Genomic DNA, 23,365 nt, shown 5'->3' on the forward strand with positions numbered 1-23,365 from the left:
GGGGAGAGTCGTCGAAAGGTGCGCGCTTCGCGAATGCGGGGCCGAGCGGAGCGAGGTCGCGGCATGAGCCGGCGCGTGGCCGTCACCGGGGTCGGGATCGTCGCGCCCGGCGGGGTGGGAGTGCCCGCCTTCTGGGACCTGCTGTCCGCCGGTCGTACGGCGACCCGGGGCATCACCCTCTTCAACCCGGAGGGGTTCCGCTCGCGCATCGCCGCCGAGTGCGACTTCGACCCCGAGGAACACGGGCTGACCCAGGAGCAGATCGCCCGCTCCGACCGGTACCTCCAGTTCGCCCTGGTCGCCGTCCAGGAGGCACTGCGCGAGGCCGGTCTGGACACCGGGCAGGAGGACCCGTGGCGCATCGGGGTCTCCCTGGGCACCGCGGTCGGTGGCACCACGCGCCTGGAACACGACTACGTCGTGGTCAGCGACCACGGCAAGCGGTGGGACGTCGACCACCGCCCGGCCGGCCGCTATCTGGAGCGGGCGTTCTCCCCGAGTTCGCTCGCCTCCGCGGTGGCCGAACGGGTCGGCGCGCACGGCCCGGTGCAGACCGTCTCCACCGGCTGCACCTCCGGCCTCGATGCCATCGGGTACGCCTTCCACGCGATCGAGGAGGGACGGGTCGACGTCTGCATCGCCGGTGCGTCGGACTCGCCGATCTCCCCGATCACCGTGGCCTGCTTCGACGCCATCAAGGCGACCTCGGAGAACAACGACGACCCCGCCCACGCCTCGCGTCCGTTCGACGCCCACCGTGACGGGTTCGTCATGGGGGAGGGCGGCGCCGTCCTCGTCCTGGAGGAGCTGGAACACGCCCGCGCCCGCGGTGCGGACGTCCTCTGCGAGATCCGCGGCTACGCCACCTTCGGCAACGCGTACCACATGACCGGGCTCACCCAGGAGGGCCTGGAGATGGCCGAGGCGATCAACTGCGCCCTCGCCCACGCCCGGCTCGACGCCACCCAGATCGACTACGTCAACGCGCACGGCTCGGGCACCCAGCAGAACGACCGGCACGAGACGGCCGCGGTCAAGCGGTCGTTCGGCAAACACGCCTACGACGTGCCGATGAGCTCCATCAAATCCATGGTGGGCCACTCGCTCGGCGCGATCGGCGCCATCGAGATCGTCGCCTGTGTGCTGGCACTGACCCACCAGGTCGTGCCGCCCACGGCCAACTACGAGACACCGGACCCGGAATGTGACCTCGACTACGTGCCCAGAACGGCACGGGAGCTGCCGCTGCGCTCGGTGCTCTCGGTCGGCAGCGGGTTCGGCGGATTCCAGTCAGCGGTCGTACTGACCCGACAGGGTGGGAGGGCCCGATGAGCTCCCCGAAAGCCAGACGCTCGGTCGTCACCGGCATCGGCGTGATCGCCCCCAACGGCGTGAGCACCGAGGCCTTCTGGAAGGCGACCACCGAGGGCATCTGCGTCCTCGACCGGGTGACCCGCGAGGGCTGCGAGCACCTGCCGCTCAAGGTCGCCGGTGAGGTCCGCGACTTCGAACCGTCGGATCTGATCGAGGAGCGCTACCTCGTGCAGACGGACCGTTTCACGCACTTCGCCATGGCGGCGGCCAACCTCGCGCTGGACGACGCCCGGCTCGGCCGTGCCGACTACAACGACTCGCCGTTCGCGGTGGGGGTCGTCACGGCCGCCGGCTCGGGCGGCGGCGAGTTCGGCCAACGGGAGCTGCAACGGCTCTGGGGCCAGGGCTCCCGCCATGTCGGCCCGTACCAGTCCATCGCCTGGTTCTACGCGGCCAGCACCGGACAGATCTCCATCCGCGGCGGCTTCAAGGGCCCCTGCGGAGTCGTGGCCAGCGACGAGGCGGGCGGCCTGGACGCCCTGGCGCACGCCTGCCGCACCATCGCGCGCGGCACCGACGCCGTCGTCGTGGGCGCCGCCGAGGCGCCCCTGGCCCCCTACTCGGTCGTCTGCCAGCTCGGCTACGACGACCTGAGCAAGGTCGACGAACCGGACCGCGCCTACCGCCCGTTCACCAGCGGCGCCTGCGGATTCGTGCCCGCCGAGGGCGGCGCGATGCTGGTCGTCGAGGAGGCGGCGGCGGCCGTGCGCCGCGGCGCTCCGGTCCGGGCCCTGCTGTCCGGGCACGCCGCGACGTTCACCGGGGCCTCGCTGTGGGAGGAGTCCCGCGACGGGCTCGCCCACGCGATCCGCGGGGCACTGGAGGAAGCCCGGTGCGAACCGGAGGAGATCGACGTGGTGTTCGCCGATGCGCTCGGTGTCCCGTCGGCCGACCGGGCCGAGGCACTGGCCCTCGTCGACACCCTGGGCCGGCACGCCGCACGGGTCCCGGTGACCGCGCCCAAGACCGGCACCGGCCGGGCGTACTGCGGCGCCCCCGTCCTGGACATCGCGGCCGCGGTGCTCGCCATGGAGAACGGTGTGGTGCCGCCCACCCCCAACGTCGTCGACGTGTGTCATGACATCGACGTGGTGACCGGCCGGGCCCGCCCCGCCGAACTGCGCACGGCGCTGGTGCTGAGCCGGGGGCTGATGGGCTCGAACGCGGCGATGGTGCTGCGGCACGGCCCGACGCCCCCCTCGTGAGAAGGAGAACCCGTCATGACCGCTCAACTGACGCTCGACGAGCTGGCGGCGCTGATGAAGTCGGCGGCCGGTCTCACCGTCGACCCGAACGACCTGGCCGACCGGGCCGAAACGTCCTTCGCCGAGTTCGGCCTCGACTCGCTCGGCCTGCTCGGCATCGTGGGCGAGCTGGAGAACCGGCAGGGTCGGCCGATGCCGACCGATGCGGAGCGTTGCAAGTCGCCGCGCGCCTTCCTCGACCTCGTCAACTCCCACCACATCCACGCCGCAAAGGCGACCGTGCCTACGACAGGAGCCTGATATGCCCGGCCACACCGAGAACGACATCACCATCGCCGCGCCCCTCGACCTCGTCTGGGACATCACCAACGACATCGAGGAGTGGCCGCAGCTGTTCAGCGAGTACGCCTCGGTCGAGGTCCTGTCCCGCGAGGGCGAGAAGACCACCTTCCGGCTGACGATGCACCCGGACGACAACGGCACCGTGTGGAGCTGGGTCTCCGAGCGCGTCATGGACCGCCGGAACCGCTCCGTCCGCGCCCGTCGGGTGGAGACCGGCCCGTTCGAGCACATGGACATCCACTGGAAGTACGCCGAGATCCCCGGCGGCACGTCGATGCACTGGACCCAGGACTTCGCCATGAAGCCGCAGGCCCCGGTCGACGACAAGGGGATGACCGAGCTCATCAACCGCAACTCCCGGATCCAGATGGAACTCATCCGGGACAAGATCGAACAGCGGGACCGCGAGCTCCGCTCCACCGTCAGCTGACGGTCCGTCGGATCGCGTCCGGACCGCCACCCGGCGGCAACGAAGGGAACCCCCCGATGCATCACGCTCTGATCGTCGCTCGTATGAAGCCCGGCTCGGCTCCGGACATCGCCGAGGTCTTCAATGCCTCCGACCGTACCGAACTGCCGCACCTGGTCGGCGTCTCGCGGCGGACCCTCTTCCAGTTCGGTGACGTGTATCTGCACCTCATCGAATCCGACCGGCCGCCGGGACCGGAGATCGCCAAGGTCACCGAGCACCCCGAGTTCCGCGCGGTGAGCGACAAGCTGTCCGCCTTCGTCAGCGCGTACGACCCGGAGACCTGGCGCAGCCCCAAGGACGCCATGGCCCAGGAGTTCTACCGCTGGGAGCGCGCCGGCAGCGGCTGACGCGCGGACGGCGCCGGGGCGATGGGAAACCGGCGCGGTCGCCCGGCGAGGAGACTGCTCCTCGCCGGGCGACCGGCCGCGTCCCGGCTTCGGTATGGGTCCCGGCTTCGGCATGGCGCGGACCGCCTCACGCCGGGACGGTGCACTCGAAGGCGTGCAGGTACGGGTTGACCACGAGGATCTCGCCGACCTCCAGGCCGGCCTCGGTCATCTGGTCGACCAGGCTCGCCTTGGAGTGCTTGGCACCGCCGACGTTCAGGAGCAGCAGCAGGTCCATGGCGGTGGTGAACTTCATCGACGGGCTGTCGTCGACCAGGTTCTCGATGATCACCACCCGGGCGCCGGGGCGGGCCGCCGCGATGACGTTGCGCAGCGTCCGGCGGGTGCTGTCGTCGTCCCACTCCAGGATGTTCTTGATGATGTAGACGTCGGCCCGGACGGGGATCTCGTCCCGGCAGTCGCCGGGCACGAGCCGCACCCGGGAGGCGAGCGAGCCGCCGTCCCGCAGCCGGGGGTCCGGCTGCGCCACGACCGTGGGCAGGTCGAGCAGGGTGCCTTCCAGGTCGGGGTGCTTCTCCAACAGGCTGGCCAGGACGTGCCCCTGACCACCGCCGATGTCCGCCACCGACCGTGCGCCGGTGAGGTCGAGGAGTTTGGCGATGTCCTCGGCCGACTGACGGCTGGAGGCGGTCATGGCCCGGTCGAAGACCCGGGCGGAGTCCCGTGCGTCCTCGTGGAGGTAGTCGAAGAAGCCCTTCCCGTACAGGTCGTCGAAGACGTTCCGGCCCGAGCGCACCGCGTCGTCGAGCCGGGGCCAGGCCTCCCACGTCCACGGCTCGGTGCACCACAGGGAGATGTAGCGCAGGCTGTTGGGGGCGTCCTCCCGCAGCAGTCGGGACATCTCCGTGTGCACGTACGTCCCGTCCTCGGTCTCCGCGAAGATCCCGTAGCAGGACAGCGCGCGCAACAGCCGCTCCAGCGGGCGCGGCTCGGCGTGCGTCGCGGTGGCCAGCTCCTCGGCGGTGAGGGGCCGGTCGCCGAGGGCGTCGGCGACGCCGAGCCGGACCGCGGCCCGCACGGCCGCCGCGCACGCGGCGCCGAAGACGAGTTCGCGCAACCGCATCACCGGCTGGGGGGTGGGACTTACGGTGGTCATTGCCGCCTCTCTTCTCCCGTTGAAGGTCGGTGCAGCCGGTGCACTCCGCGCGGCCCGCTCCGCCGGGCCGTCAGCACGTCCGGCCCGGCTCCGACGGCTGGCACATGTTGCGGACGAAACGGTTGCCCTTGCCGGCGGTGTCCGCGTTGATCAGGTTCGCCGGCTGGTTGCCGTGCAGGAAGTTGTCGGCGATGACGTTGTTCTCGTTGGGAGCCTTGACGAAGCTGGGGAAGAGCACGATGCCGCCGGAGAGCGGGGACTTGCCCACGTTGTCCCGGACCGAGTTGTGCGAGACCAACGCCTTCTCGGTGCCGGTGAGGACGATGCCGGAGCCCTGGAGGAACGGCAGCCGGGGGTTCTTGGGACAGTACTTGTTGTTGTGGGAGACGTCGTTGTCCCGCACGGTCAGCGCACCCGCCCGGGGGCGTGACTCGTCACCGACGACGAACATCCCGGCGCAGTTCCCGGACATGGCGTTGTCGACCACCGTCAGGTTCCGCACCCGCCGGACCGTCAGGCCGATCCGGTTGTCCCGCAGGTTGTTGTGGCGGATCTCCGCGCCCCGGGTATCGGTGGCGCCGCCCTCCTGGTCGACCATGTTCGCCAGGAAGATGCCGGCGTCGCCGTTCTCGGCGGCGTCGCTGTCACGGATCGCCGTGCGGGTGGACCTCTCCTGCGCGATGCCCCACACGCCGTTCTTCCGTGCGGTCACGTCGTGGACGGAGAGCCGGTCGGTGCCGGAGGCCCAGATGCCGCTCTTCTTGAAGCCCAGGACGGTCAGCGAAGCGATCTTGACGTTCTGGAGCGGGTGGTCCGCGCGGCCCAGGACGCAGATGCCGTTGCCGCTCTGTCCGCAGGCGTTCCCCGCCCGGGTGCCGGCCGGCTTGATCACCGTCTTCGCGCCCGAACCGACAAGCTGCACACCGGACGTGTGGATCAGCACGCTCTCCTGGTAGACGCCGGGCGCGAGCACGACGGTGTCACCCGGACGTGCCGCGTCCACCGCCCGCTGGATGGACTCGCCGGGGTGGACGTCATGCCGTCCCACAGCGTCGCTCGGAGCGGCCGCGCCCAGTCCGCCGGCCACCACCGCCGCGACGCAGCCCATGTATGTCATCTGTCGTAGCGCCATGAAGCGAAGCTATGGGCGATCACCACCGCTCGCCACACATGCTCACCCGATGACGCGGGCACGTGCCGCGGCCGGGTGTCGACAGGCCGTCAACTCCGCTGCCCGGCCGGTCGACGGATCGCCCATCAGCGCCGGTCAGCGGGTTGCTCCGGCCGTTCGCCGGCACCGGTGGCGGTGTCGGTGGCCGGCCGGGGATCGGCCGGCCCGCACTCGCCTGACCGGGTATCGGGCGGCGCGCCGGACCCCGCTGCGGACCGGCCCCCGGCGTCGGCGTCCGACGGGGCATCGGCCGGCCCGTCCGGCCACACCTCGGTCAGTAACGCGGCGAGGCTGGACGGCAGGAACCACGGTCGGACGCGGAAGAGGGTCATGGACGATCAACGTCCGGAGCCCGGCCGACGACACCCGTCCAGGGGCCCTGAGCCCGCTTCATCACCCCAACGGCCGCGGGGCCGGGGAGGCCCGCCCTACCGGGCCCGGGCGACCGCCGCCTCGATCCCGTCCAGCACGACGGCCAGGCCGACCTCGAATGTCTTCCTCGCCTCCCGTTCCACATACGGCCCAGCGTCGTCCTCGCTCGGGGTGGCGCCCTCGGTCTCCATCCGGATCAGCAGCGGGAAGCGCTCGTCGAAATCGGGGACCACCTCGGTCAGCATGCCGGAGCGGGCCTGCCACCACTCGTCGTCGGACACCCCGGTCGACGCCGCGGCCAGCCGCGCCTCCGCGACGGTCTGCGCGGCGCCGCGCACGAAGTGGACCAGCGTGCCGACGACCCGCCGCAGTACCGCCGAGCCCAGCTCCGTGGCGTACAGCAGCCGCAGCAGCGTCTCCAGGGCGCGGTATTCGTGGGGCCCGAGCACCGGGCGGGCCTGGGAGACCTGGAGCACCCAGGGGTGGCGCAGATAGAACTCCCAGGTGTCCTCGGCCCAGGAGGTCAGCGCGGTCCGCCAGCCCGGGGTCAGGTCGTAGTCGTCCGGGAGCTCGGCCATCACCTGGTCGTACATCAGGTCCACCAGCTCGCTCTTGCCGGGGACGTAGGTGTAGAGCGCCATCGCCGTGCGTCCCAGCCGCTCGCCGACCGCGCGCATGGACAGGGCCGCCATGCCCTCGGCGTCGGCGACGGCGATCCCGGCGTCGATGATCGCCGCCACGCTCAGCGCCGGTTTGGGGCCGGGCCCCCCGCGCGGACGCGTTCCTTCGGCGCCCTCCGCGCGCCAGAGCAGCGACATTGAACGGCGGGCATCGCCCTGGCCGGCGAATACGACCACTTGCAGACTCCTTACGGCATAAAGTAACGTCGCCGAGCGAACTCTTTATGGTGTAAGGATATCAGGAGGGGGCATCCGACATGGGGGCCGAGGGACACCGTGGACGATCGGACAACCGAGGGAGCACCGCAGCGGACAGCCACGACGTGATCGAGGTCCGGGGCGCCAGGGAGAACAACCTCGCCGAGGTCTCGCTCGACATTCCCAAGCGCCGCCTCACGGTTTTCACCGGCGTCTCCGGCTCCGGGAAGTCCTCCCTGGTCTTCGGCACCATCGCGGCCGAATCACAACGGCTGATCAACGAGACCTACACCGCCTTCGTCCAGTCCTTCATGCCGAGCCAGAGCCGCCCCGACGTCGACGCGCTGCGGAACCTGAGCGCGGCCATCGTCGTGGACCAGGAGCGGATGGGCGCCAACGCGCGCTCCACGGTCGGCACCGCGACCGACGCCCACGCCATGCTGCGGATCATCTTCAGCCGGCTGGGCACCCCGCACGCCGGTACCTCCACCGCCTTCAGCTTCAACAGCGCCGAGGGCATGTGCCCCGCGTGCGAGGGCCTCGGCAAGGTGTCCACGATCGACGTCGACCAACTGGTGGACACCGAACTCTCGCTCAACGAGGGCGCCATCACCGCCCCCGGCTTCACCGTCGACTCCTGGCACTGGCAGACGCTCGCCCACTCCGGATTCTTCGACCCGGACGTCAAGCTGAAGGACTACACCCCCGCCCAGTGGGACGACCTCCTCCACAAGCCCGCCACCAAGATCAAGGTGGGCACGTCGAACCTCACCTACGAAGGCGTGCTGGTCCGGGTGCAGCGGACCCACCTGGCCAAGGACCGGGAGTCCCTCCAGCCGCACATCCGGGCCTTCGTCGACCGGGCCGTGACCTTCACCGCCTGCGGTGCCTGCGACGGCGCCCGACTCAACCCCGCCGCGCTCGGCTCCCGCATCGCCGGCCGCAACATCGCCGAATGCTCCGCACTACAGATCAGCGACCTGGCCGACTTCGTCCGCGCCATCGACGAACCGTCGGTGGCCCCGCTCGTCGCCACCCTCTGCCACACCCTCGACTCACTCGTCGAGATCGGCCTCGGCTACCTCAGCCTGGACCGGGAGTCCGCCACCCTCTCCGGCGGCGAGGCCCAGCGGGTGAAGATGATCCGCCACCTCGGCTCCAGCCTCACCGACGTCACCTACGTCTTCGACGAGCCCACCACCGGGCTGCACCCGCACGACATCCAGCGGATGAACGACCTGCTGCGCCGGCTGCGCGACAAGGGCAACACCGTGCTGGTCGTCGAGCACAAGCCGGAGACGATCGCGATCGCCGACCACGTCGTCGACCTCGGCCCGGGCGCCGGCCCGGCCGGCGGACAGCTCTGCTACACCGGCGACGTCACCGGCCTGCGCGCCTCCGGCACCCTGACCGGACGCCACCTCGACCACCGCGCCCGGCTGCGCGAGACGGTCCGCAGGCCCACCGGACAGCTCTCCATCAGGGGCGCGAACACCCACAACCTCAAGGACGTCAGCGTCGACGTCCCGCTCGGTGTGCTGACCGTCGTCACGGGCGTGGCCGGGTCGGGCAAGAGCTCCCTGATCCACGGCGCACTGCCACGCAGGGACGGGGTGATCGTCGCCGACCAGTCCCCGATCCGCGGCTCCCGGCGCTCCAACCCGGCAACCTACACCGGGCTGCTCGGTCCGGTGCGTACCGCCTTCGCCAAGGCCAACGGCGTCCGGCCGGCCCTGTTCAGCGCCAACTCCGAGGGCGCCTGCCCGACGTGCAAGGGCATCGGACTGGTCTACACGGACCTGGCGATGATGGCTGGGGTGGCCTCGGTCTGCGAGGAGTGCGAGGGCCGGCGTTTCACGCCGAAGGTGCTGACGTACACCCTGCGCGGCAGGAACATCAGCGAGGTGCTGGCGATGTCCGTGGCCCAGGCGCGGGAGTTCTTCCCCTCCGGGCAGGCTCGCACCGTCCTCGACCGGCTCGCGGAGGTGGGCCTGGGCTACCTCGGCCTGGGCCAGCCGCTCACCACCCTCTCCGGCGGCGAGCGCCAGCGGCTCAAACTCGCCATCCACATGGCCGAGAAGGGCGCCGTCTATGTGCTCGACGAGCCCACCACCGGACTCCACCTCGCCGATGTGGACCAGCTCCTGGGCCTGTTGGACCGGCTCGTCGACGACGGCAACACCGTCATCGTCATCGAGCACCACCAGGCCGTGATGGCCCATGCCGACTGGCTGATCGACCTCGGCCCGGGCGCGGGCCAGGACGGCGGACGGGTGGTCTTCACCGGCACCCCCGCCGACCTCGTCGCCACCGGCGATTCGCTGACGGCCCGCCATCTGCGGACGTACCTGCGACGGCCCGCCGTCTGACCCCGTTTCCGGGCCGCCGCGGCGCGCTCCGAGAGACCTACCAGCCCCCTCACTTCCCTTACTGGAGGACCCGATGGCGGACGTTCCCGTCGCGCTCATCCATGTCACCGACGTCCGGCGGATCACCCCGCGGATGGCCCGGATCACCTTCGCCGGAGACGGCCTCGACGCCTTCCCCACCTGGCCCGACCAACAGCTCAAGCTGCTGTTCCCCCGGCCCGGGCAGTCCGCGCCGCGGCTGCCCGACGTGCCCGCGGACGGCGACGCGATGCGCTGGTACCAGGCGTTCTGCGCACTCCCCGAGGACGAACGGCCGTGGATGCGCAGCTACACCGTGCGCTCCTACGACCCCGACCGGCAGCGCCTGACCGTCGACTTCGTCCTGCACGGCGGCTTCGTCCTGCACGGCGGCGCGGAGGCGGAGGCGACGACCGGCCCGGCGACCCGCTGGGCGGCCACCGCCGCCGTGGGCGACACCCTCGCCCGGTACGGGCCGGCGGCGGACTACGCCCGGCCGCTGCCGCTCGGCACCGCCGACTGGCTGCTGTTCGCCGGCGACGAGACCGCACTGCCGGCCATCGGCTCGCTCGTCGAGGCGCTGCCACCCGGCACCCGCGCGCTGGCCTGCATCGAGGTCGCCAACCCCGCCGAGGAGCAGCGGTTCACCACCGCAGCCGACCTCACCGTCCGGTGGGTGCACCGCGACGGCGGGGCGGCCGGACCCGGCGACGCGCTGCCGGCAGCCGTCCGCGCACTGCCCTTCCCCTCCGGCTCGGTCTTCGCCTGGCTCGCCGGAGAGGCGGGCACGGTGCGGACGCTGCGGCGCCATCTCGTCGAGGAACGCGGTGTCGACAAGCGGCAGATCGACTTCGCCGGCTACTGGCGCCGGAGGCTCACCCAGGACGACGCCCCCACCGCCGAGGACCTCGCCGAGGCACGGGAACGCATCGAGGCCGCCCCCACCGCGCAGCAGTGACGCGACGTCTGACCGGTCCTACGGAGTGGTCCTACGGAGCGGTGCTCACGGCTGCGACCGCTCCGCCGCGCTGCGCTCCACGCAGAACTCGTTGCCCTCGATGTCGGCCATCGTCGCCCACCCCGTGCCATCGGGCCTCCGGTGGTCGGCCACCAGCGTCGCGCCGAGGGCCAGCAGCCGCTCGACCTCCTCGTCCCGGCTCCGGTCCTGCGGCTGGAGGTCCAGGTGCACCCGGTTCTTCACGGACTTGGCGTCCGGCACGGAGAGGAAGAGCAGCCTGCCGCCCGCGGAGACGACCGTGGCCTCCGGATCCCCGGGAAGGTCGTCCTCGGCGAGGGAACCGTCCAGCACCTCCGCCCAGAAGCGCGCCAGCCGGTAGGCGTCGGAGCAGTCGATCGTGACATGGCGTATCCGTGAAGTCATGTGCGTCACTATGCGGTTGGGCGGTGGGGCTGTCCACCGCGTACCCCGGTACGGGCGCGCCGGCGGCCCGTCCGCGGCGCCGGAGTGCGTGGCCGGTTCGCTCACGGGCATTCAAGTCGCCCGCCCTCGTCGTCTAGAGTTGCAGAATTCCGCAATTCAACAGGTGACGCGATGGCCGGTCGGCCGGACCGCGGAGGACAGGCGTGGGCGTTTTCGCCGATTCGGCAGGGGATGGGGTGCGCGCGGCACACGTCGCGGACGGGCCCGGGAGCGGGGCGCGGACGTGAACGGCGCCTGGGTACCCCGCTGTCAGGCCAAGGCCGACTTCTTCCGGATGCTGGGTCACCCGCTCCGCGTCCGGGTGCTGGAACTGTTGCAGGACGGGCCGATGCCGGTCCGCCGTCTGCTCGCCGAGCTCGAAGTGGAGCCGTCCGCGCTCTCCCAGCAACTGGCGGTGCTGCGCCGGGCCGGCATGGTCGTGGCCACCCGCCGCGGCTCCACCGTCAGCTACGCGCTGGTCGGCGGCAACGTCACGGGGCTGCTGCGGGCCGCCCGACGGGTCCTCGCCGACGTGCTCAGCGGGCAGCACGCGCTCCTCGCCGAGCTGCGGCAGGCCGAGGCCGACGCGGTCCCGGCCGACGCGGTTCCGGCGGCCGGGGCGGGGTGATCGCGGATGTCCGGCGTATCGAGGCGCAAAGGGCCGCCGTCCTGGCGGGCGGTCCGCTCCCGCACCTGCATACCCTCGCCCTCCGGGCCGGGTGCCGTCCGCCCCTGCCGGGGCCGGCCTCCGGGGCGGGGACCGCTCCGCACGGCACGCGGGCACGGCCGCGGCTGCCCGGAGACCGGCGCCCGCCGCCGAGGCTCGCCGCGGCGCGGCGTCCACCGGGCCGGAACCACCGCGGTCCGGCCGGGGGCCCAACTGGCCCGGCTGCCGGGCGCGCTACTGGTGCCCCACCGCACGCCCCACCGCGGCCCATGGCGACAGGCGTTGCTCGTGGTCGTCGTCACCAACCTGGTGCTGGTCTTCCTGGCACTGGTCGTCTACCTGGGGCGGCACGCGGGGACCTAGGCGTGGTGTCTCGGGACCTTGGTTACGTGAAGTCCTCGAAGGTGAGCTGCTGCGGGATGTCCGCGAGTGGTTCGGGCGGCTGGTCGAAGACGATCCGGTAGTCGCTCCTGGCGGTCCGGCTGACGGGCGGTCGGCCGCCGAGTGCGGCGTGCGGCCGCTCGTGGTTGTAGTAGTTCGCGAACTCCGCGAGTGCGACGCGGCGTTCACGCTCGGTTGTGTCGTCGCGGACGTACGCCCACTCGCGGGAGAGCGTCCCGTCATACCTCTCCGCCTTCCCGTTCGTGCGCGGCGTGTACGGCCTGGTCCGCTTATGCTTCGTACCGGTCGCGGCGAGCGCGTCAGCCCAGGTCGCCGACCGGTCGTGTTCGTAGCGAATGACCTCGCGCAGCTGCTCGCCGGTCGGTGGATCGAGGTCCCGGAGCCGGCGCACGTCCTCGCCTCACCAGGATGCGGTGGACGGTCGCCGGCGCGACCGTGACCCCATGCAACCGCTGAAGGTCGGCGGCGAGCCGCGCGGGCCCGTGCTCGGTCTGCCGCCGCAATGCCTCCACCAGGTCAGCGATGTCCTCGGCGGTGCGGGCCGGGCTGGTGGAGGGGCGGGAGGAGTGGTCGAGCAGGCCGTTCACGCCGTGCGCGCGCCAGCGGGCGTACCACTTGGCCAGGCAGCGGCGCGATAGCCCGGCCTCGGCAGCGACGTGCGCGATCGGCCGGCCGGCGTCGATCCGCAGGCACAACCGCAGACGCCCCTCGGGGGTCAGCGGTGCGTTCCGGTGCCCCCTGCTGGTGACGCTCCTGGACCCGGCGGCCGCGTTCACCGGGAGCCCGGGGATCTCAGGGCTCCCGTTTGAGCGGCTGTGCGTGGCGTCAGCGTGCGAACTTTTCGATGGCCGCCGGCGTGACGGGGGTGAAGAAGTTGACGAGGTTGCCGTCGGGGTCGCGGAACAGCAGCGACCGGTTGCCCCAGGGCATCGTGGTGGGCTCGTTGACGAAGTCGGTGACGAAGCCGGTCAGGTTCTGGTGAACGCGGTCCACGTCGTCGACGAGGAACTCGGTGATCACGCTGTGGTTGTCCGCTGGACGGGCAGAGCCCGGGGCGAACAGCGGGACGGTGCGGGTGCCGGCGATCGCGAGGGTGGCGCCCGCGGTCTTGAGTTCGGCGAAGTCCTCGGTGGCCCACATCGCCTGCACCCCTGTGGCTCGCTCGTAGAACTCGACGAGGCGTGCGACGTCGCCGGTAATGATGCGGATCGAGACGAAGTCCATGGTGATCTCCTTGGCAGGTGGAATCGCTGTACGTCGCAGGCTAGGAGAAATAGTGGACAGAATCGGTCCTGTATTCGCGTTAGGCTGCGAACATGCCTCGACCCACCGGCCGCGTGCTGACACTCCTGGAGCTGCTGCAGTCGGGCGGCACCCGGACGGTGGCCGAACTCGCCGACCGGCTCGGCGTCGAAGGGCGCACCGTGCGGCGGTATGTGGACCAGCTGATCGACCTCGACGTGCCGGTGGAATCGGTGCGCGGGCGCTACGGCGGGTACCGGCTCGCCCCCGGGTACCGCCTGCCTCCGCTCATGCTCAGCGACGACGAGGCGCTGGCCGTGCTGCTCGGCCTGGTCGCCGGTCGCCGAGCGGGGTTGACGACGACGGAGCACACGGCGAGCGAGACGGCATCGGCGAAGATCCGGCGGGTGCTGCCCAAGCACATCGCCCGCCGGCTCGACACGCTCCTGGAGGCCGTCGCCTTCACGGATCAGCCCGGTCAGTTCGACGCCCCGGACGCTGGGGTCCTGCTCACCATCGCCGATGCGGTGCGCCACCGCCGGCCGGTCTCGATCCGCTACACCGATCGCGACGGACGGCGCGGTGAACGCACGTTGCACGCGTACGGGGTCGTCGCCCACGCGGGCCGGTGGTACGTCACAGGCCAGGACGCCCGGATCGGCGAGGACCGAACCTTCCGGCTCGATCGCATCGCAGACGCACGAACCCTGCCCGGCTCATTCGAAGCGCCCGCGGGTCCCGATCCGGCACATCGCCTGTTGTCGGCCTTCGCCACGGCCGAGTACCGGCACGAGGTGACCTTGCGGATCCACGGGACAGTTGAGCAGATCCGCGCCCACCTTCCCGCCAGCGTCGCGAGCCTGGAGGAGCACGCGCCCGTGGCAGGCGAGCACCGGGCGACCGAGCGCTGGCTGCGCGTCGAGCTGCGGGCGGAGCGGCTCGATTGGTTGCCTCCGGTACTCGCCTCACTCGACCGGCCGTTCGTCATCGAGCGCCCCGATGAACTGCGCAACCTCGTCATCGCGCTCGCCGATCGCCTCGCGTCCTACGCCCGCCAAGCCTGACCGCGAGGAACCAATGTCATGAGAGGGCACGCCTAGGGGGTTCCCTACGCGGGGACTTCGGAGCTTCGCCGCATAGGGTCGTATGGGATGCAAGGGGTGTAGGGGACGTAGGGGGCGTAGGAGCTCCCTAGGGGGTGGGGGAACAGATCCCGTAGGGGGTGGAAGGGCCCCCTGCGGGGCCACAACGGGGCGGGGCGAGGGGATGTTCCCGTGGCGCACACCCTGCCCTGGGGCGTCGCCGCGGTGCGTGGACCGGCGGCGGGCGTCACACCGGCTCCGCGCCGGCCACCCGGCTCCCGACCCGCCACAGCCACACCATGTCCCGCCCGAACGACCACACCAGCAGCGCCAGCGCCCCGGCCACCGCGGCCGCCGCCGGCGTCCGCGGCACGATCCCGGAACCGGCCACCACCAGCACCACGCCCTGGAGCGCCGCCACCGTCTTGCGGGCCATGCTGTGCGGCAGCGCACCGCGCAGCCAGGGCAGCACCCAGGACGCCGCGACGAACGCGTACCGCATCAGACCGATGCTCAGCACCCAGGCGCCCAGCGGCACCGCGACGTGGACGCAGAGCACCAGGATCAGGAAGGCGTCGACCTCCATGTCGAAGCGCGCGCCCAGCGGCGTCGCGGTACCGGTGCGCCGGGCCACCTGACCGTCCACGGCGTCCAGGACCAGCGCGACGGTCGCGAGCGTGACCAGCACCGGCACCGGCGACGGCCGGTCGAAGGAGTCGGCGACCAGCGCCGTCACCCCGCCGACCAGGATCGTCCGGGCCAGGGTGACGCGATTGGCCGGGCCGAAGGGCCCGGTCCACGACCGGTGCAGTGCGACGGTGAGCAGAGCCCACGTGACCACGGCGAACACGCAGCCCGTCAGCCACCCCGCGGTACCCAGCCCCACCGCCCGGCAGAGCACCTCCAGCACCAGCAACTGCACACCGAAGCCCGCCGCCGTGTCCGGTTCCAACGGCCTTGCGACGGCGTGCCCTTGTACGCGCTCCTGTACGGCCACGGTGCCTCCCGGGGCTTGTGGCGGACTCGGTGGGCGCCGCGTAGGGTGACGGCGTCCTTCATGATCCCCAGCATCAACGAACCCTCGCCACAGCGTCCAGGAGGATCCCGATGCCGCGCGTCGCTTGTGCCTTTTGGCTAAGGGCTCCAGGTCAGGGCGAGATCCGGACAGTATCGCTGCCGGAACCCGGCCCGGACGAGGTGCTGGTGCGCACGCTGCACTCGGCGGTGAGCCGCGGGACGGAGACGCTGGTCTTCCGCGGCGGCGTCCCGGAGAGCCAGTACGGCGCGATGCGGGCGCCCTTCCAGGACGGCGACTTCCCCGCTCCGGTCAGGTACGGCTACCTCAATGTCGGCGTCGTCGAGGAGGGGCCGCCCGCGCTCCGGGGCCGCACGGTCTTCTGCCTCTTCCCGCACCAGACGCACTACGTCGTCCCCGCCGGAGCCGTCACCCCCGTACCGCCGGCCGTTCCCGCCGCGCGCGCCGTCCTCGCCGGCACGGTCGAGACCGCGGTGAACGCCGTGTGGGACGCCGCACCGCAGGTCGGCGACCGGATCGCGGTGGTCGGCGGGGGCATGATCGGCTGTAGCGTCGCGGCGCTGCTCGCCCGATATCCGGCGGTCCGGGTGCAGTTGGTCGACGCCGACCCGGCGCGCGCCGCCACCGCCCGGGCCCTGGGCGTCGACTTCGCACTGCCGGCCGAGGCGCTGGGGGAGTGCGACCTCGTCGTGCACGCCAGCGCGACCGAGGAAGGGCTGGCCCGGTCGCTCGACCTGCTCGCCCCGGAAGGCACCGTCATCGAGCTGAGCTGGTACGGCGACCGACGGGTCAGCCTGCCGCTGGGGGAGGCCTTCCACTCCCGGCGGTTGGTCGTCCGCAGCAGCCAGGTCGGCGCCGTCTCCCCGGCCCGGCGCGCCCGCCGCAGCGTCGCCGACCGGCTCGCGCTCGCCCTCGACCTGCTCGCCGACCCCGCCTTCGACGCGCTGATCAGCGGCGAATCTGCCTTCGAGGACCTGCCGACGGTGCTGCCCCGGCTCGCCTCCGGCGACCTCCCGGCGCTCTGCCACCGCATCCGGTACGCGCCCCCGGACACCGCCTAGCGCACGAGGCAGGAGACCGCCCGAAAACCGCCCCCACACCACCGCCCCGACACCGTCACTGAGACCGACATCACACCGGAGGTACGCCCGTGTTCAGCATCACCGTCCGCGACCACCTCATGGTCGCGCACAGCTTCCGCGGCGCGGTCTTCGGGCCCGCCCAGCGTCTGCACGGCGCGACCTTCATCGTGGACGCCACCTTCCGCCGGGCCGAGCTCGACGCCGACAACATCGTCGTCGACATCGGCCTGGCCACCCAGGAACTCGGCGGTGTGGTCGGCGAGTTGAACTACCGCAACCTCGACGACGAGCCCGCCTTCGCCGGCATCAACACCTCCACGGAGGCCCTGGCGAAGGTCATCGCCGACCGGCTCGCCGACCGCATCCACGCCGGCAACCTCGGCGAGGGCGCCCGCGAACTGACCGGCATATCGGTCACCCTGCACGAATCGCACATCGCCTGGGCGACGTACGAGCGCACGCTGTGACCCGCGCCGGCACCACCGTGCCGGCCGCACGCGTGGTGCACCTCGTGCTGCCCGCCGGCGTCGACGATCCGGCGCGGCCCAGCGGGGGCAACACCTACGACCGCCGGATCTGCCGCGACCTCCCGACGGCGGGCTGGCAGGTGCACCCGTACGCCGTGCCCGGGAGCTGGCCGCAACCGGACGCCGCCGCCCGAACGGAGCTGGCCCGGCGGCTGGCGGCGCTGCCCGACGGTGCCCTGGTTCTGCTCGACGGACTGGTCGCCTGCGCGGTGCCCGAAGTCCTCGCCCCCGAGGCCGAACGGCTGCGGCTCGCCGTACTGGTCCACCTGCCGCTGGGCGACGAGGCCGGGCTCGATCCCGGCACGGCGGCGGAGCTGGACGCCCGCGAACGCCGCGCGCTGCACGCCGTGGCGACCGTGGTGGCCACCAGCGCGGCGGCGGCCCGCCGGATCGCCGGGCACCACGGGCTGGCGCCCGAACGCGTGCACATCGCCCGGCCCGGCGCCGACCCCGCCCCGCTCGCGCCCGGCGCCGACGGCGGCGGCTCGCTGCTGTGCGTCGCCTCGCTCACCCCGCGCAAGGGGCAGCACCGGCTCATCGAGGCCCTGTCGACCGTCGCCGACCTGCCCTGGACCTGCGCCCTCGTCGGAGGGCCCGGCCACGACCCGCACTACCCCGGCCAACTGCGCTACCGGGCCACGGAACTCGGGCTCGCCGACCGGATCGACTTCGCCGGACCCCGCGCCGGCGCCGAGCTGGCCGCCCGCTACGCCGCCGCCGACCTGCTGGTGCTCGCCTCGTCCGCCGAGACCTACGGCATGGTCGTCACCGAGGCGCTGGCGCGCGGGATCCCGGTACTGGCGACGGCCGTTGACGGCGTGCCGGAAGCCCTCGGGCGGGCGCCCGACGGCAGCCTGCCCGGGCTGCTGGTGCCGGCCGGTCGACCGGAGGCGCTGGCCGGCGCGCTGCGGGACTGGCTCGGCGATCCCCTGCTGCGCCACCGGCTCAAGGAAGCGGCACGCGGACGGCGTGCCATGCTGGAAGGGTGGGAGATGACCTCGCACAGTCTGGCCGAAGCGTTGGAACGGCTTCGACACGAACCCCGGAGCGCGCGATGAACGCCGTCGGCAGCACCCGATTCGCCCCGCAGTGGCTGGAATTGCGGGAGCACGCCGACGCCGCGGCCCGGGCCCCCGAACTGCTGCGCCCGCTGCGCGCCCGGCTGTCCGGAAGGTCCGACCCGACCGCGCCCCCGGAGCCGCCGCACGGCCTGGTGATCCGCGACCTCGGCTGCGGCACCGGCTCGATGGCGCGCTGGCTCGCTGTCCGGCTGCCCGGCCCGCAACGCTGGATCCTGCACGACCACGACCCCGCACTGCTCGCCCACGCCATCGGGCGGATGCCCACGACGGCCGCCGACGGCACGCCGGTCAGCGCCGTCGCCGAGCACGGCGACCTGGCCGCCCTCACCGCCACGGACCTGGCCGGCACCTCACTGGTCACCGCGTCCGCGCTGCTCGATCTGCTCACCCGCGACGAGGTGGCGGCGCTCGCCGCGGCCTGCACCGGTGCCGGCTGCCCCGCGCTGCTGGCGCTCTCCGTCGCCGGCCGCGTCGAACTGACCCCGGCCGACCCGCTCGACGACGACCTCACCGACGCCTTCAACGCGCACCAGCGCCGCAGCGACCGGGGCCGGAGCCTGCTCGGTCCGGACGCGGTCGGGGAGGCCGTCACCGCGTTCGAGCGGTGCGGGGCGACGGTCCACGTGCAGTCCAGCCCCTGGCGGCTCGGCGGTGCGGAGTCCGCACTGATCGCCGAGTGGCTGCGCGGCTGGGTCGGCGCCGCACTCGCCCAACGGCCCGAACTGGCCCCCGCGGCCGTCGCCTATCTGCGGCGCCGGCTGGCGCAGTGCGCGGCGGGGGAGCTGGCGGTGACGGTGCACCACACCGATCTGCTGGCACTGCCCGGGCAGCCGTCCGAGGAGGCGTGATGCGCCGGCCCGGCTGGGCGGCGTGGCTGCGGATGCTCACCGGAGCGGGCATCCTCGTGGCACTGGTGTGGCACCTGGGGTCCCAGGCGTTCCTGGACGGGCTGCGCCGGATCGATGCCGCCACCGTCCTGGCCGGCCTCGGCATCGGCCTGCTGACCACGGTGTGCAGCGCCTGGCGGTGGTGCCTGGTGGCACGCGGCCTGGGCCTGCGGCTGCCGCTGCGCCGGGCCGTCGCGGACTACTACCGGGCGCTGTTCCTGAACGCGGCGCTGCCCGGCGGTGTCCTGGGCGATGTGCACCGCGCGGTCCGGCACGGCCGTAGCTCCGGCGATCTGAGCCGGGGCGTCCGCGCGGTGGTACTGGAGCGCACCGCGGGCCAGGTCGTGCTGCTCGCCGCCGGGGTGGGGGTGCTGCTGGTCCGGCCGTCACCGGTGCTGGCGCCGGTCGTCCGCTTCCTCGCCTCACCCGCCGTCGCCCTGTCCGCGGGAGCGGTGGGGCTGCTGGTGGTCGCGACCGCCGGCTGGCTGCGGCTGCGCCGCGGCGCCTCGCGCGCCGAACGCGCCCTGCGCACGGCGCTGTCGGAGGCGCGCCGGGGCCTGCTCGGGCCGGGTGTCTGGCCCGGTGTCGCGCTGTCGTCCGCGGTGGTGCTGCTGGGCTACCTCGCGATGTTCGTCCTGGCCGCGCGCGTCGCCGGTGCCACCGCGCCGGTCGCCGAACTGGTGCCGCTGGTCGTGCTGGCGCTGCTCGCCATGGCGCTGCCGCTGAACGTCGGTGGCTGGGGCCCCCGCGAGGGCGTGGCCGCCTGGGCCTTCGGCGCCGCCGGGCTCGGCGCGGCGCAGGGACTCGCCACCGCCGTGATCTACGGAGTGCTCGCCTTCGTCGCCAGCCTCCCCGGCGCCGCGGTGCTGCTCGGCCGCCGGGGAGGACCGGAACGACCGGCGGCGGGAGACCTCAGCCGGCGGTGAGCCGCTCCGGGACGGGCCCGGAGGTCTTGAGTTCCCGCAGATCGAGCTCGAAGAGCGTGTCCTCGCCGAGCCGGGCGCTCCGCAGCGGCGGGCGCAGCGCCTCCCGCATCACCGGCGTACCGGGGAACCGCAGCCCCGGGACGCCGTCGCCGATCAGCACCGGTGCGACCGTCAGATACAGCCGGTCCAGTGCCCGCTCGCTCAGGAAGCGCGACACCGTGACACCGCCCCCCTCGACCAGGACCCGGCCCAGCCCGCGCCGCGCCAGCACCGCCAGCAGCCGCCCCGGGGCGAACGCGTCCCGGTCCGGCAGCACGAGCACCTCGACCCCGACGCCCCCGCCGGCCCGGTTCGCGGCCTCGGAGTCCGCCCCCACCACCCACAGCGTCGGCGCTGCCCCGTCCGTGAACACCCCGCAGTCCCGTGGCACCCGGCCGCGCGGATCGAGCACCACCCGTACCGGGTTCTCGCCCGCACAGGCCCGTACGGTCAGCCGGGGATCGTCCGCGACGGCCGTACCGGCACCGACCACCACCGCGTCTGCCAGCGCCCGCAGCCGGTGCAGATGGCGGCGGTCCGCGGGGCCGGTGACGAAGTCGGCGTCGCCGGTGCGGGTCGCTATGAAGCCGTCCAGGCTCTGCCCGAGCTGCGCGAACGCGATCCGTGGACCGGCCAGGCAGAGCGGCAGATAGCGCGCAGCGAGCTCCGCCGCCCCGGGCGAGGCGGCGGCCGCCCAGCGCAGTTGGCCGTCGCCGTCCGGTACCAGGCCCGCGGCCCGGGCATCCTCCGCGGTCCGGACCTGCCGCAACCGCTCCCAGGCCGCCGCGGCGTCCAGCACCTCGCTCCCCGTCACCTCATCCATCGGTGCCCCGCTCCCGCGCGTCGGCCCGGTCCCTCGCCGGTGCCCCGAACAGCGCGACGTATTCGTCGAATGCCTCGGCCAGCCCGGCCAGCAATTCCCGTCCCTTGTCGGCGGAGGCGAGCGAGGGGCGGCCGATGACCCCGGATGCGGTGTAAGCCGACATGCCGAGCGTCAGCAGATGTTTCCGGTCATCGGCGGTGCAATCCGCCGATGGGTAGCCGTCCTTGACCAATTCGGGGTGGGCGTGCAGAAGAATGGACGTCTCGACCTCTCCGGCATGCATATCGCTGTGGCCGGACGTCTGCACACCGGCCCGGGTACGGGCCGCTTCCCAGTCCGCCGTCCCGGGGAACAGCGCCATCCGCAGCCCGCTCCCGCCGGATTCCTGAACCACATTGCGCAGTACGTAATTGCCGCCGTGCCCATTGACCAGAATCAGCGTGCCGATGCCGGAGCGGCGGAGCGAATCGGCGACGTCCGTGACCACCGCGTGCAGCGTCCGCGCCGAAATGCTGACGGTGCCCGGCCAGTCGGCGTGCTCGTGCGAACAGGACACCGTCAGCGGCGGCAGCAGCAGGACCGGGTGGGCGGCGGCCAGCTCCCGGGCGATGGTGCAGGCGACGACCGTGTCGGTGGTCAACGGCAGGTGGGGGCCGTGCTGTTCGAAGCTTCCGATCGGCAGAACGGCCAGCACGGGCCGCCGGGCCCGTACGTCCTCGGTGGTGTCCGCCGGCAACAGGCCGGCGGACGGGGTCGGTTGTCCCGGAGCGGTCATGGTGTGCTGCCGCCTTTCGCCGTCGGCCGCCGAGTCATGGGCCTCGCAGCATACTTGCCGGGGTCGTGCGGCAGTGTTGTTGTGTTTCTGAGCGATCTCTGCCGCTCGATTCCCCGCGCGGGTACCATCGCGCCATGACGGACCCCGACGATGTTGCCGCCGGCCCCGGCCCCGACCTCGCTGTCGCATTCGAGGACGCCACCGATCGGAAACCGGGTGTGGAACGGGTGGTGGTGGTCCGACTGCCCACCACATACGGGGAATTCCGTGCGGTGGGCTATCTCGACCGCCGGACCGGAATCGAGCAAGTGGCGCTGGTGCACGGTGAGGTGTCCGGGGAGCGGACGCTGACCCGGGTGCATTCGGAATGCCTGACCGGTGATGTCTTCGCCTCCACGCACTGCGAATGCGGCGATCAATTGTCCGCGGCACTGCGGGCGATCGTGGCGGCCGGCAGCGGAATTCTCGTCTACCTCCAGGGCCATGAGGGCCGCGGAATCGGGCTTTTGGCCAAACTCCGGGCCATGCGGTTGCAGGAGGAGGGGCTCGACACGGTCGAGGCGAACATCGCCCTCGGACTGCCCGTCGACGCCCGGGAGTACCGCGTCGCGGCGGAGATCCTCAAGGACCTCGGCGTGCGGTCGGTGCGGCTGTTGTCGAACAACCCCCGCAAGCGCGCCGCGCTGGTGCGGCACGACGTCGCCGTCGCCGAACAGGTCCCGCTGCTGATGGAACCCCGTGCCGAGAACATCCGCTACCTGCGGGCCAAAAGGGAGCGCCTGGACCACGACCTCCCGCACCTGGACGGCATCCCGGGGCTCTCCTGAGCCTCGCGCTCCGGCACCGGTCCGCCGCCCGCCACGGCATGTGCGGGGGCCCGCGACGGATCGTCACGGGCCCCCGCGGAGGGTGCTCGACTCAGGAGGTGACGGGTGCCGCCTCCGCCGTGGGTGCCTCCCGGGGCGCCTGAAGGACACGCTCCGCCAGGTGTCCGAAGACCAGCCCGAAGGCGGCCCACAGCACCAGTTGGACGGCGAGCGCCGACAGCCGGAACTGCCACAGCAGGGTGGCGGAGAACCCGGCCGGCACCTCGTTGACGGCCGGCAGGAAGGCGTACGCCAGGCCGATGGCCGCCGCGAAGCCGACGACGGCCGCCACCGTGGCGTTCCAGTTGCCCAGTCGGGGAGCCAGCCGCCGGCCGAGGAGCGTGGCGGCGACGGCCAGCAGGACGCCGAGCAGCATCATCAGGAAGTACAACGTGGTCCGTTTGCCGATGGTGTCGGGGTCGCCGACCGACGGCGGGTTGGCCGGGTACTTGAGGAACGGGACGACGTAGACGCTGAGCAGCGCCGCCGCGGAGAGCAGCGCCGCCGTGGCCCGGGCACCGAACCGGCCGATCCGCCCCAGGGCGAAGCAGAAGGCCAGTGCGGCGATCCCGCCCAGGGCCACGCCGTAGACCAGTACGCCGGTGGCCAGCCCCGCGGTGGACTGGAGACCGCGGCTGACGACCTCCATCTCGTGTTCGTGGCTGTGTGCCTCCTCGAACGCGATGGCGGCGTCCACCTGTGGTTCGCCCAGCAGGTAGGCGACGACGAGGGCCAGGACACCGGCGGCCAGTCCGGCGAGCATCCCCCGGACCAGGAGGTTTCTGACAGTTGTGGAGTTCATGGG

General features: G+C 72.5%; 25 protein-coding genes and 2 pseudogenes. 16 read left to right on the plus strand and 11 right to left on the minus strand.

Translation table 11 applies throughout. From position 1 onward, the window contains the following. Nucleotides 1-63 precede the first annotated feature (63 nt). Genes AB0C96_RS22300 through AB0C96_RS22320 form a run of 5 tightly spaced genes read left to right on the plus strand, consistent with a single transcriptional unit; the run spans nt 64 to nt 3,740 of the window. On the plus strand, nt 64-1,332 hold the full coding sequence (locus AB0C96_RS22300) for a beta-ketoacyl-[acyl-carrier-protein] synthase family protein (RefSeq protein WP_362919434.1): 1,269 nt from the start codon (nt 64-66) through the stop codon (nt 1,330-1,332). Further along, complete coding sequence (locus tag AB0C96_RS22305) at nt 1,329-2,579, plus strand: ketosynthase chain-length factor (protein ID WP_362919435.1); 1,251 nt, start codon at nt 1,329-1,331, stop codon at nt 2,577-2,579. Before AB0C96_RS22300 ends, AB0C96_RS22305 begins: the two co-directional genes overlap by 4 nt. A 15-nt stretch (nt 2,580-2,594) precedes the next feature. Then, entirely contained in the window at nt 2,595-2,879 is a 285-nt protein-coding gene (locus tag AB0C96_RS22310; protein WP_362919436.1) for an acyl carrier protein, read from the plus strand. A 1-nt stretch (nt 2,880) separates the two neighbouring features. Next, nucleotides 2,881-3,351 (plus strand): SRPBCC family protein, encoded by a 471-nt coding sequence (locus AB0C96_RS22315; RefSeq protein WP_362919437.1) that lies wholly within the window; start codon nt 2,881-2,883, stop codon nt 3,349-3,351. A 56-nt stretch (nt 3,352-3,407) separates the two neighbouring features. Next, nucleotides 3,408-3,740 carry a TcmI family type II polyketide cyclase gene (locus AB0C96_RS22320; protein ID WP_362919438.1) on the plus strand — a complete coding sequence of 111 codons (333 nt, stop codon included), beginning with the start codon at nt 3,408-3,410 and terminating at the stop codon, nt 3,738-3,740. A gap of 127 nt (nt 3,741-3,867) precedes the next feature. On the opposite strand, the gene AB0C96_RS22325 is transcribed toward AB0C96_RS22320, so the two are convergent. From AB0C96_RS22325 to AB0C96_RS22340, 4 genes are all read right to left on the minus strand, one after another. Then, nucleotides 3,868-4,896 carry a methyltransferase gene (locus AB0C96_RS22325; RefSeq protein ID WP_362919439.1) on the minus strand — a complete coding sequence of 343 codons (1,029 nt, stop codon included), beginning with the start codon at nt 4,894-4,896 and terminating at the stop codon, nt 3,868-3,870. A gap of 70 nt (nt 4,897-4,966) precedes the next feature. Beyond that, nucleotides 4,967-6,028 (minus strand): right-handed parallel beta-helix repeat-containing protein, encoded by a 1,062-nt coding sequence (locus AB0C96_RS22330; protein ID WP_362919440.1) that lies wholly within the window; start codon nt 6,026-6,028, stop codon nt 4,967-4,969. 125 nt (nt 6,029-6,153) lie between these two features. Further along, nucleotides 6,154-6,399 (minus strand): hypothetical protein, encoded by a 246-nt coding sequence (locus tag AB0C96_RS22335; RefSeq protein ID WP_362919441.1) that lies wholly within the window; start codon nt 6,397-6,399, stop codon nt 6,154-6,156. A gap of 96 nt (nt 6,400-6,495) precedes the next feature. Then, nucleotides 6,496-7,296, minus strand: coding sequence for a TetR/AcrR family transcriptional regulator (locus AB0C96_RS22340; RefSeq protein WP_362919442.1), 801 nt, complete (start codon nt 7,294-7,296; stop codon nt 6,496-6,498). Nucleotides 7,297-7,376: 80 nt separating this feature from the next. Here AB0C96_RS22340 and AB0C96_RS22345 point away from each other — a divergent pair, with 80 nt between their 5' ends. Next, the gene (locus AB0C96_RS22345) at nt 7,377-9,686 is read left to right on the plus strand and encodes an excinuclease ABC subunit UvrA (RefSeq protein ID WP_362919443.1); all 2,310 of its coding nucleotides are present in this window, start codon (nt 7,377-7,379) and stop codon (nt 9,684-9,686) included. 73 nt (nt 9,687-9,759) lie between these two features. Beyond that, nucleotides 9,760-10,662 (plus strand): siderophore-interacting protein, encoded by a 903-nt coding sequence (locus AB0C96_RS22350; RefSeq protein WP_362919444.1) that lies wholly within the window; start codon nt 9,760-9,762, stop codon nt 10,660-10,662. Between the two features lie 45 nt (nt 10,663-10,707). Here AB0C96_RS22350 and AB0C96_RS22355 read toward each other — a convergent pair whose 3' ends face one another. Continuing rightward, on the minus strand, nt 10,708-11,085 hold the full coding sequence (locus AB0C96_RS22355; RefSeq protein ID WP_362919445.1) for a VOC family protein: 378 nt from the start codon (nt 11,083-11,085) through the stop codon (nt 10,708-10,710). Between the two features lie 283 nt (nt 11,086-11,368). Here AB0C96_RS22355 and AB0C96_RS22360 point away from each other — a divergent pair, with 283 nt between their 5' ends. After that, the gene (locus tag AB0C96_RS22360) at nt 11,369-11,752 is read left to right on the plus strand and encodes a metalloregulator ArsR/SmtB family transcription factor (RefSeq protein WP_362919446.1); all 384 of its coding nucleotides are present in this window, start codon (nt 11,369-11,371) and stop codon (nt 11,750-11,752) included. Nucleotides 11,753-11,758: 6 nt separating this feature from the next. Beyond that, nucleotides 11,759-12,154, plus strand: coding sequence for a hypothetical protein (locus AB0C96_RS22365; RefSeq protein WP_362919447.1), 396 nt, complete (start codon nt 11,759-11,761; stop codon nt 12,152-12,154). A 115-nt stretch (nt 12,155-12,269) separates the two neighbouring features. On the opposite strand, the pseudogene AB0C96_RS22370 reads toward AB0C96_RS22365, so the two are convergent. Both AB0C96_RS22370 and AB0C96_RS22375 read right to left on the minus strand, forming a co-directional pair. After that, nucleotides 12,270-12,969 (minus strand): annotated as a pseudogene (locus tag AB0C96_RS22370) (leucine zipper domain-containing protein); the annotation flags it as partial. Nucleotides 12,970-13,018: 49 nt separating this feature from the next. Beyond that, nucleotides 13,019-13,417, minus strand: coding sequence for a VOC family protein (locus tag AB0C96_RS22375; protein WP_362919448.1), 399 nt, complete (start codon nt 13,415-13,417; stop codon nt 13,019-13,021). Between the two features lie 92 nt (nt 13,418-13,509). On the opposite strand from AB0C96_RS22375, the gene AB0C96_RS22380 reads away from it, so the two are divergent. After that, nucleotides 13,510-14,499, plus strand: a complete 990-nt coding sequence (locus tag AB0C96_RS22380; protein WP_362919450.1) for a YafY family protein — start codon at nt 13,510-13,512, stop codon at nt 14,497-14,499. A gap of 265 nt (nt 14,500-14,764) precedes the next feature. Here the strand turns inward: AB0C96_RS22380 and AB0C96_RS22385 are convergent, their stop codons facing one another. Continuing rightward, nucleotides 14,765-15,514 (minus strand): CDP-alcohol phosphatidyltransferase family protein, encoded by a 750-nt coding sequence (locus AB0C96_RS22385; protein WP_362919451.1) that lies wholly within the window; start codon nt 15,512-15,514, stop codon nt 14,765-14,767. A 110-nt stretch (nt 15,515-15,624) separates the two neighbouring features. Here AB0C96_RS22385 and AB0C96_RS22390 point away from each other — a divergent pair, with 110 nt between their 5' ends. From AB0C96_RS22390 to AB0C96_RS22410, 5 genes and pseudogenes are all read left to right on the plus strand, one after another. After that, on the plus strand, nt 15,625-16,614 hold the full coding sequence (locus AB0C96_RS22390) for a zinc-binding alcohol dehydrogenase (protein WP_362919452.1): 990 nt from the start codon (nt 15,625-15,627) through the stop codon (nt 16,612-16,614). A gap of 89 nt (nt 16,615-16,703) precedes the next feature. Next, nucleotides 16,704-17,102 (plus strand): 6-carboxytetrahydropterin synthase, encoded by a 399-nt coding sequence (locus tag AB0C96_RS22395; RefSeq protein WP_362919453.1) that lies wholly within the window; start codon nt 16,704-16,706, stop codon nt 17,100-17,102. Next, on the plus strand, nt 17,099-18,220 hold the full coding sequence (locus AB0C96_RS22400; RefSeq protein WP_362919454.1) for a glycosyltransferase family 4 protein: 1,122 nt from the start codon (nt 17,099-17,101) through the stop codon (nt 18,218-18,220). The genes AB0C96_RS22395 and AB0C96_RS22400 overlap by 4 nt, the downstream gene beginning before the upstream one ends. Beyond that, the gene (locus tag AB0C96_RS22405; RefSeq protein WP_362919455.1) at nt 18,217-19,092 is read left to right on the plus strand and encodes a class I SAM-dependent methyltransferase; all 876 of its coding nucleotides are present in this window, start codon (nt 18,217-18,219) and stop codon (nt 19,090-19,092) included. The genes AB0C96_RS22400 and AB0C96_RS22405 overlap by 4 nt, the downstream gene beginning before the upstream one ends. Beyond that, a pseudogene (locus AB0C96_RS22410) lies at nt 19,092-20,009 on the plus strand (lysylphosphatidylglycerol synthase transmembrane domain-containing protein); the annotation flags it as partial. The gene AB0C96_RS22405 and the pseudogene AB0C96_RS22410, both read left to right, overlap by 1 nt. A gap of 34 nt (nt 20,010-20,043) precedes the next feature. On the opposite strand, the gene AB0C96_RS22415 reads toward AB0C96_RS22410, so the two are convergent. Together AB0C96_RS22415 and AB0C96_RS22420 are read right to left on the minus strand one after the other, a co-directional pair. Continuing rightward, nucleotides 20,044-20,919 (minus strand): RibD family protein, encoded by an 876-nt coding sequence (locus AB0C96_RS22415; RefSeq protein WP_362919456.1) that lies wholly within the window; start codon nt 20,917-20,919, stop codon nt 20,044-20,046. Continuing rightward, nucleotides 20,912-21,694: a creatininase family protein gene (locus AB0C96_RS22420; protein ID WP_362919457.1), complete on the minus strand. Its 783-nt coding sequence runs from the start codon at nt 21,692-21,694 to the stop codon at nt 20,912-20,914. Before AB0C96_RS22420 ends, AB0C96_RS22415 begins: the two co-directional genes overlap by 8 nt. A 218-nt stretch (nt 21,695-21,912) precedes the next feature. On the opposite strand from AB0C96_RS22420, the gene ribA reads away from it, so the two are divergent. Continuing rightward, complete coding sequence (gene ribA, locus AB0C96_RS22425; RefSeq protein ID WP_362919529.1) at nt 21,913-22,521, plus strand: GTP cyclohydrolase II; 609 nt, start codon at nt 21,913-21,915, stop codon at nt 22,519-22,521. Nucleotides 22,522-22,612: 91 nt separating this feature from the next. On the opposite strand, the gene AB0C96_RS22430 is transcribed toward ribA, so the two are convergent. Continuing rightward, the gene (locus tag AB0C96_RS22430; RefSeq protein WP_362919458.1) at nt 22,613-23,362 is read right to left on the minus strand and encodes a CbtA family protein; all 750 of its coding nucleotides are present in this window, start codon (nt 23,360-23,362) and stop codon (nt 22,613-22,615) included. Nucleotides 23,363-23,365: the final 3 nt, after the last annotated feature.

This window comes from Streptomyces sp. NPDC048506 (genome assembly GCF_040651315.1).
Taxonomy (GTDB): Bacteria; Actinomycetota; Actinomycetes; order Streptomycetales; family Streptomycetaceae; genus Streptomyces.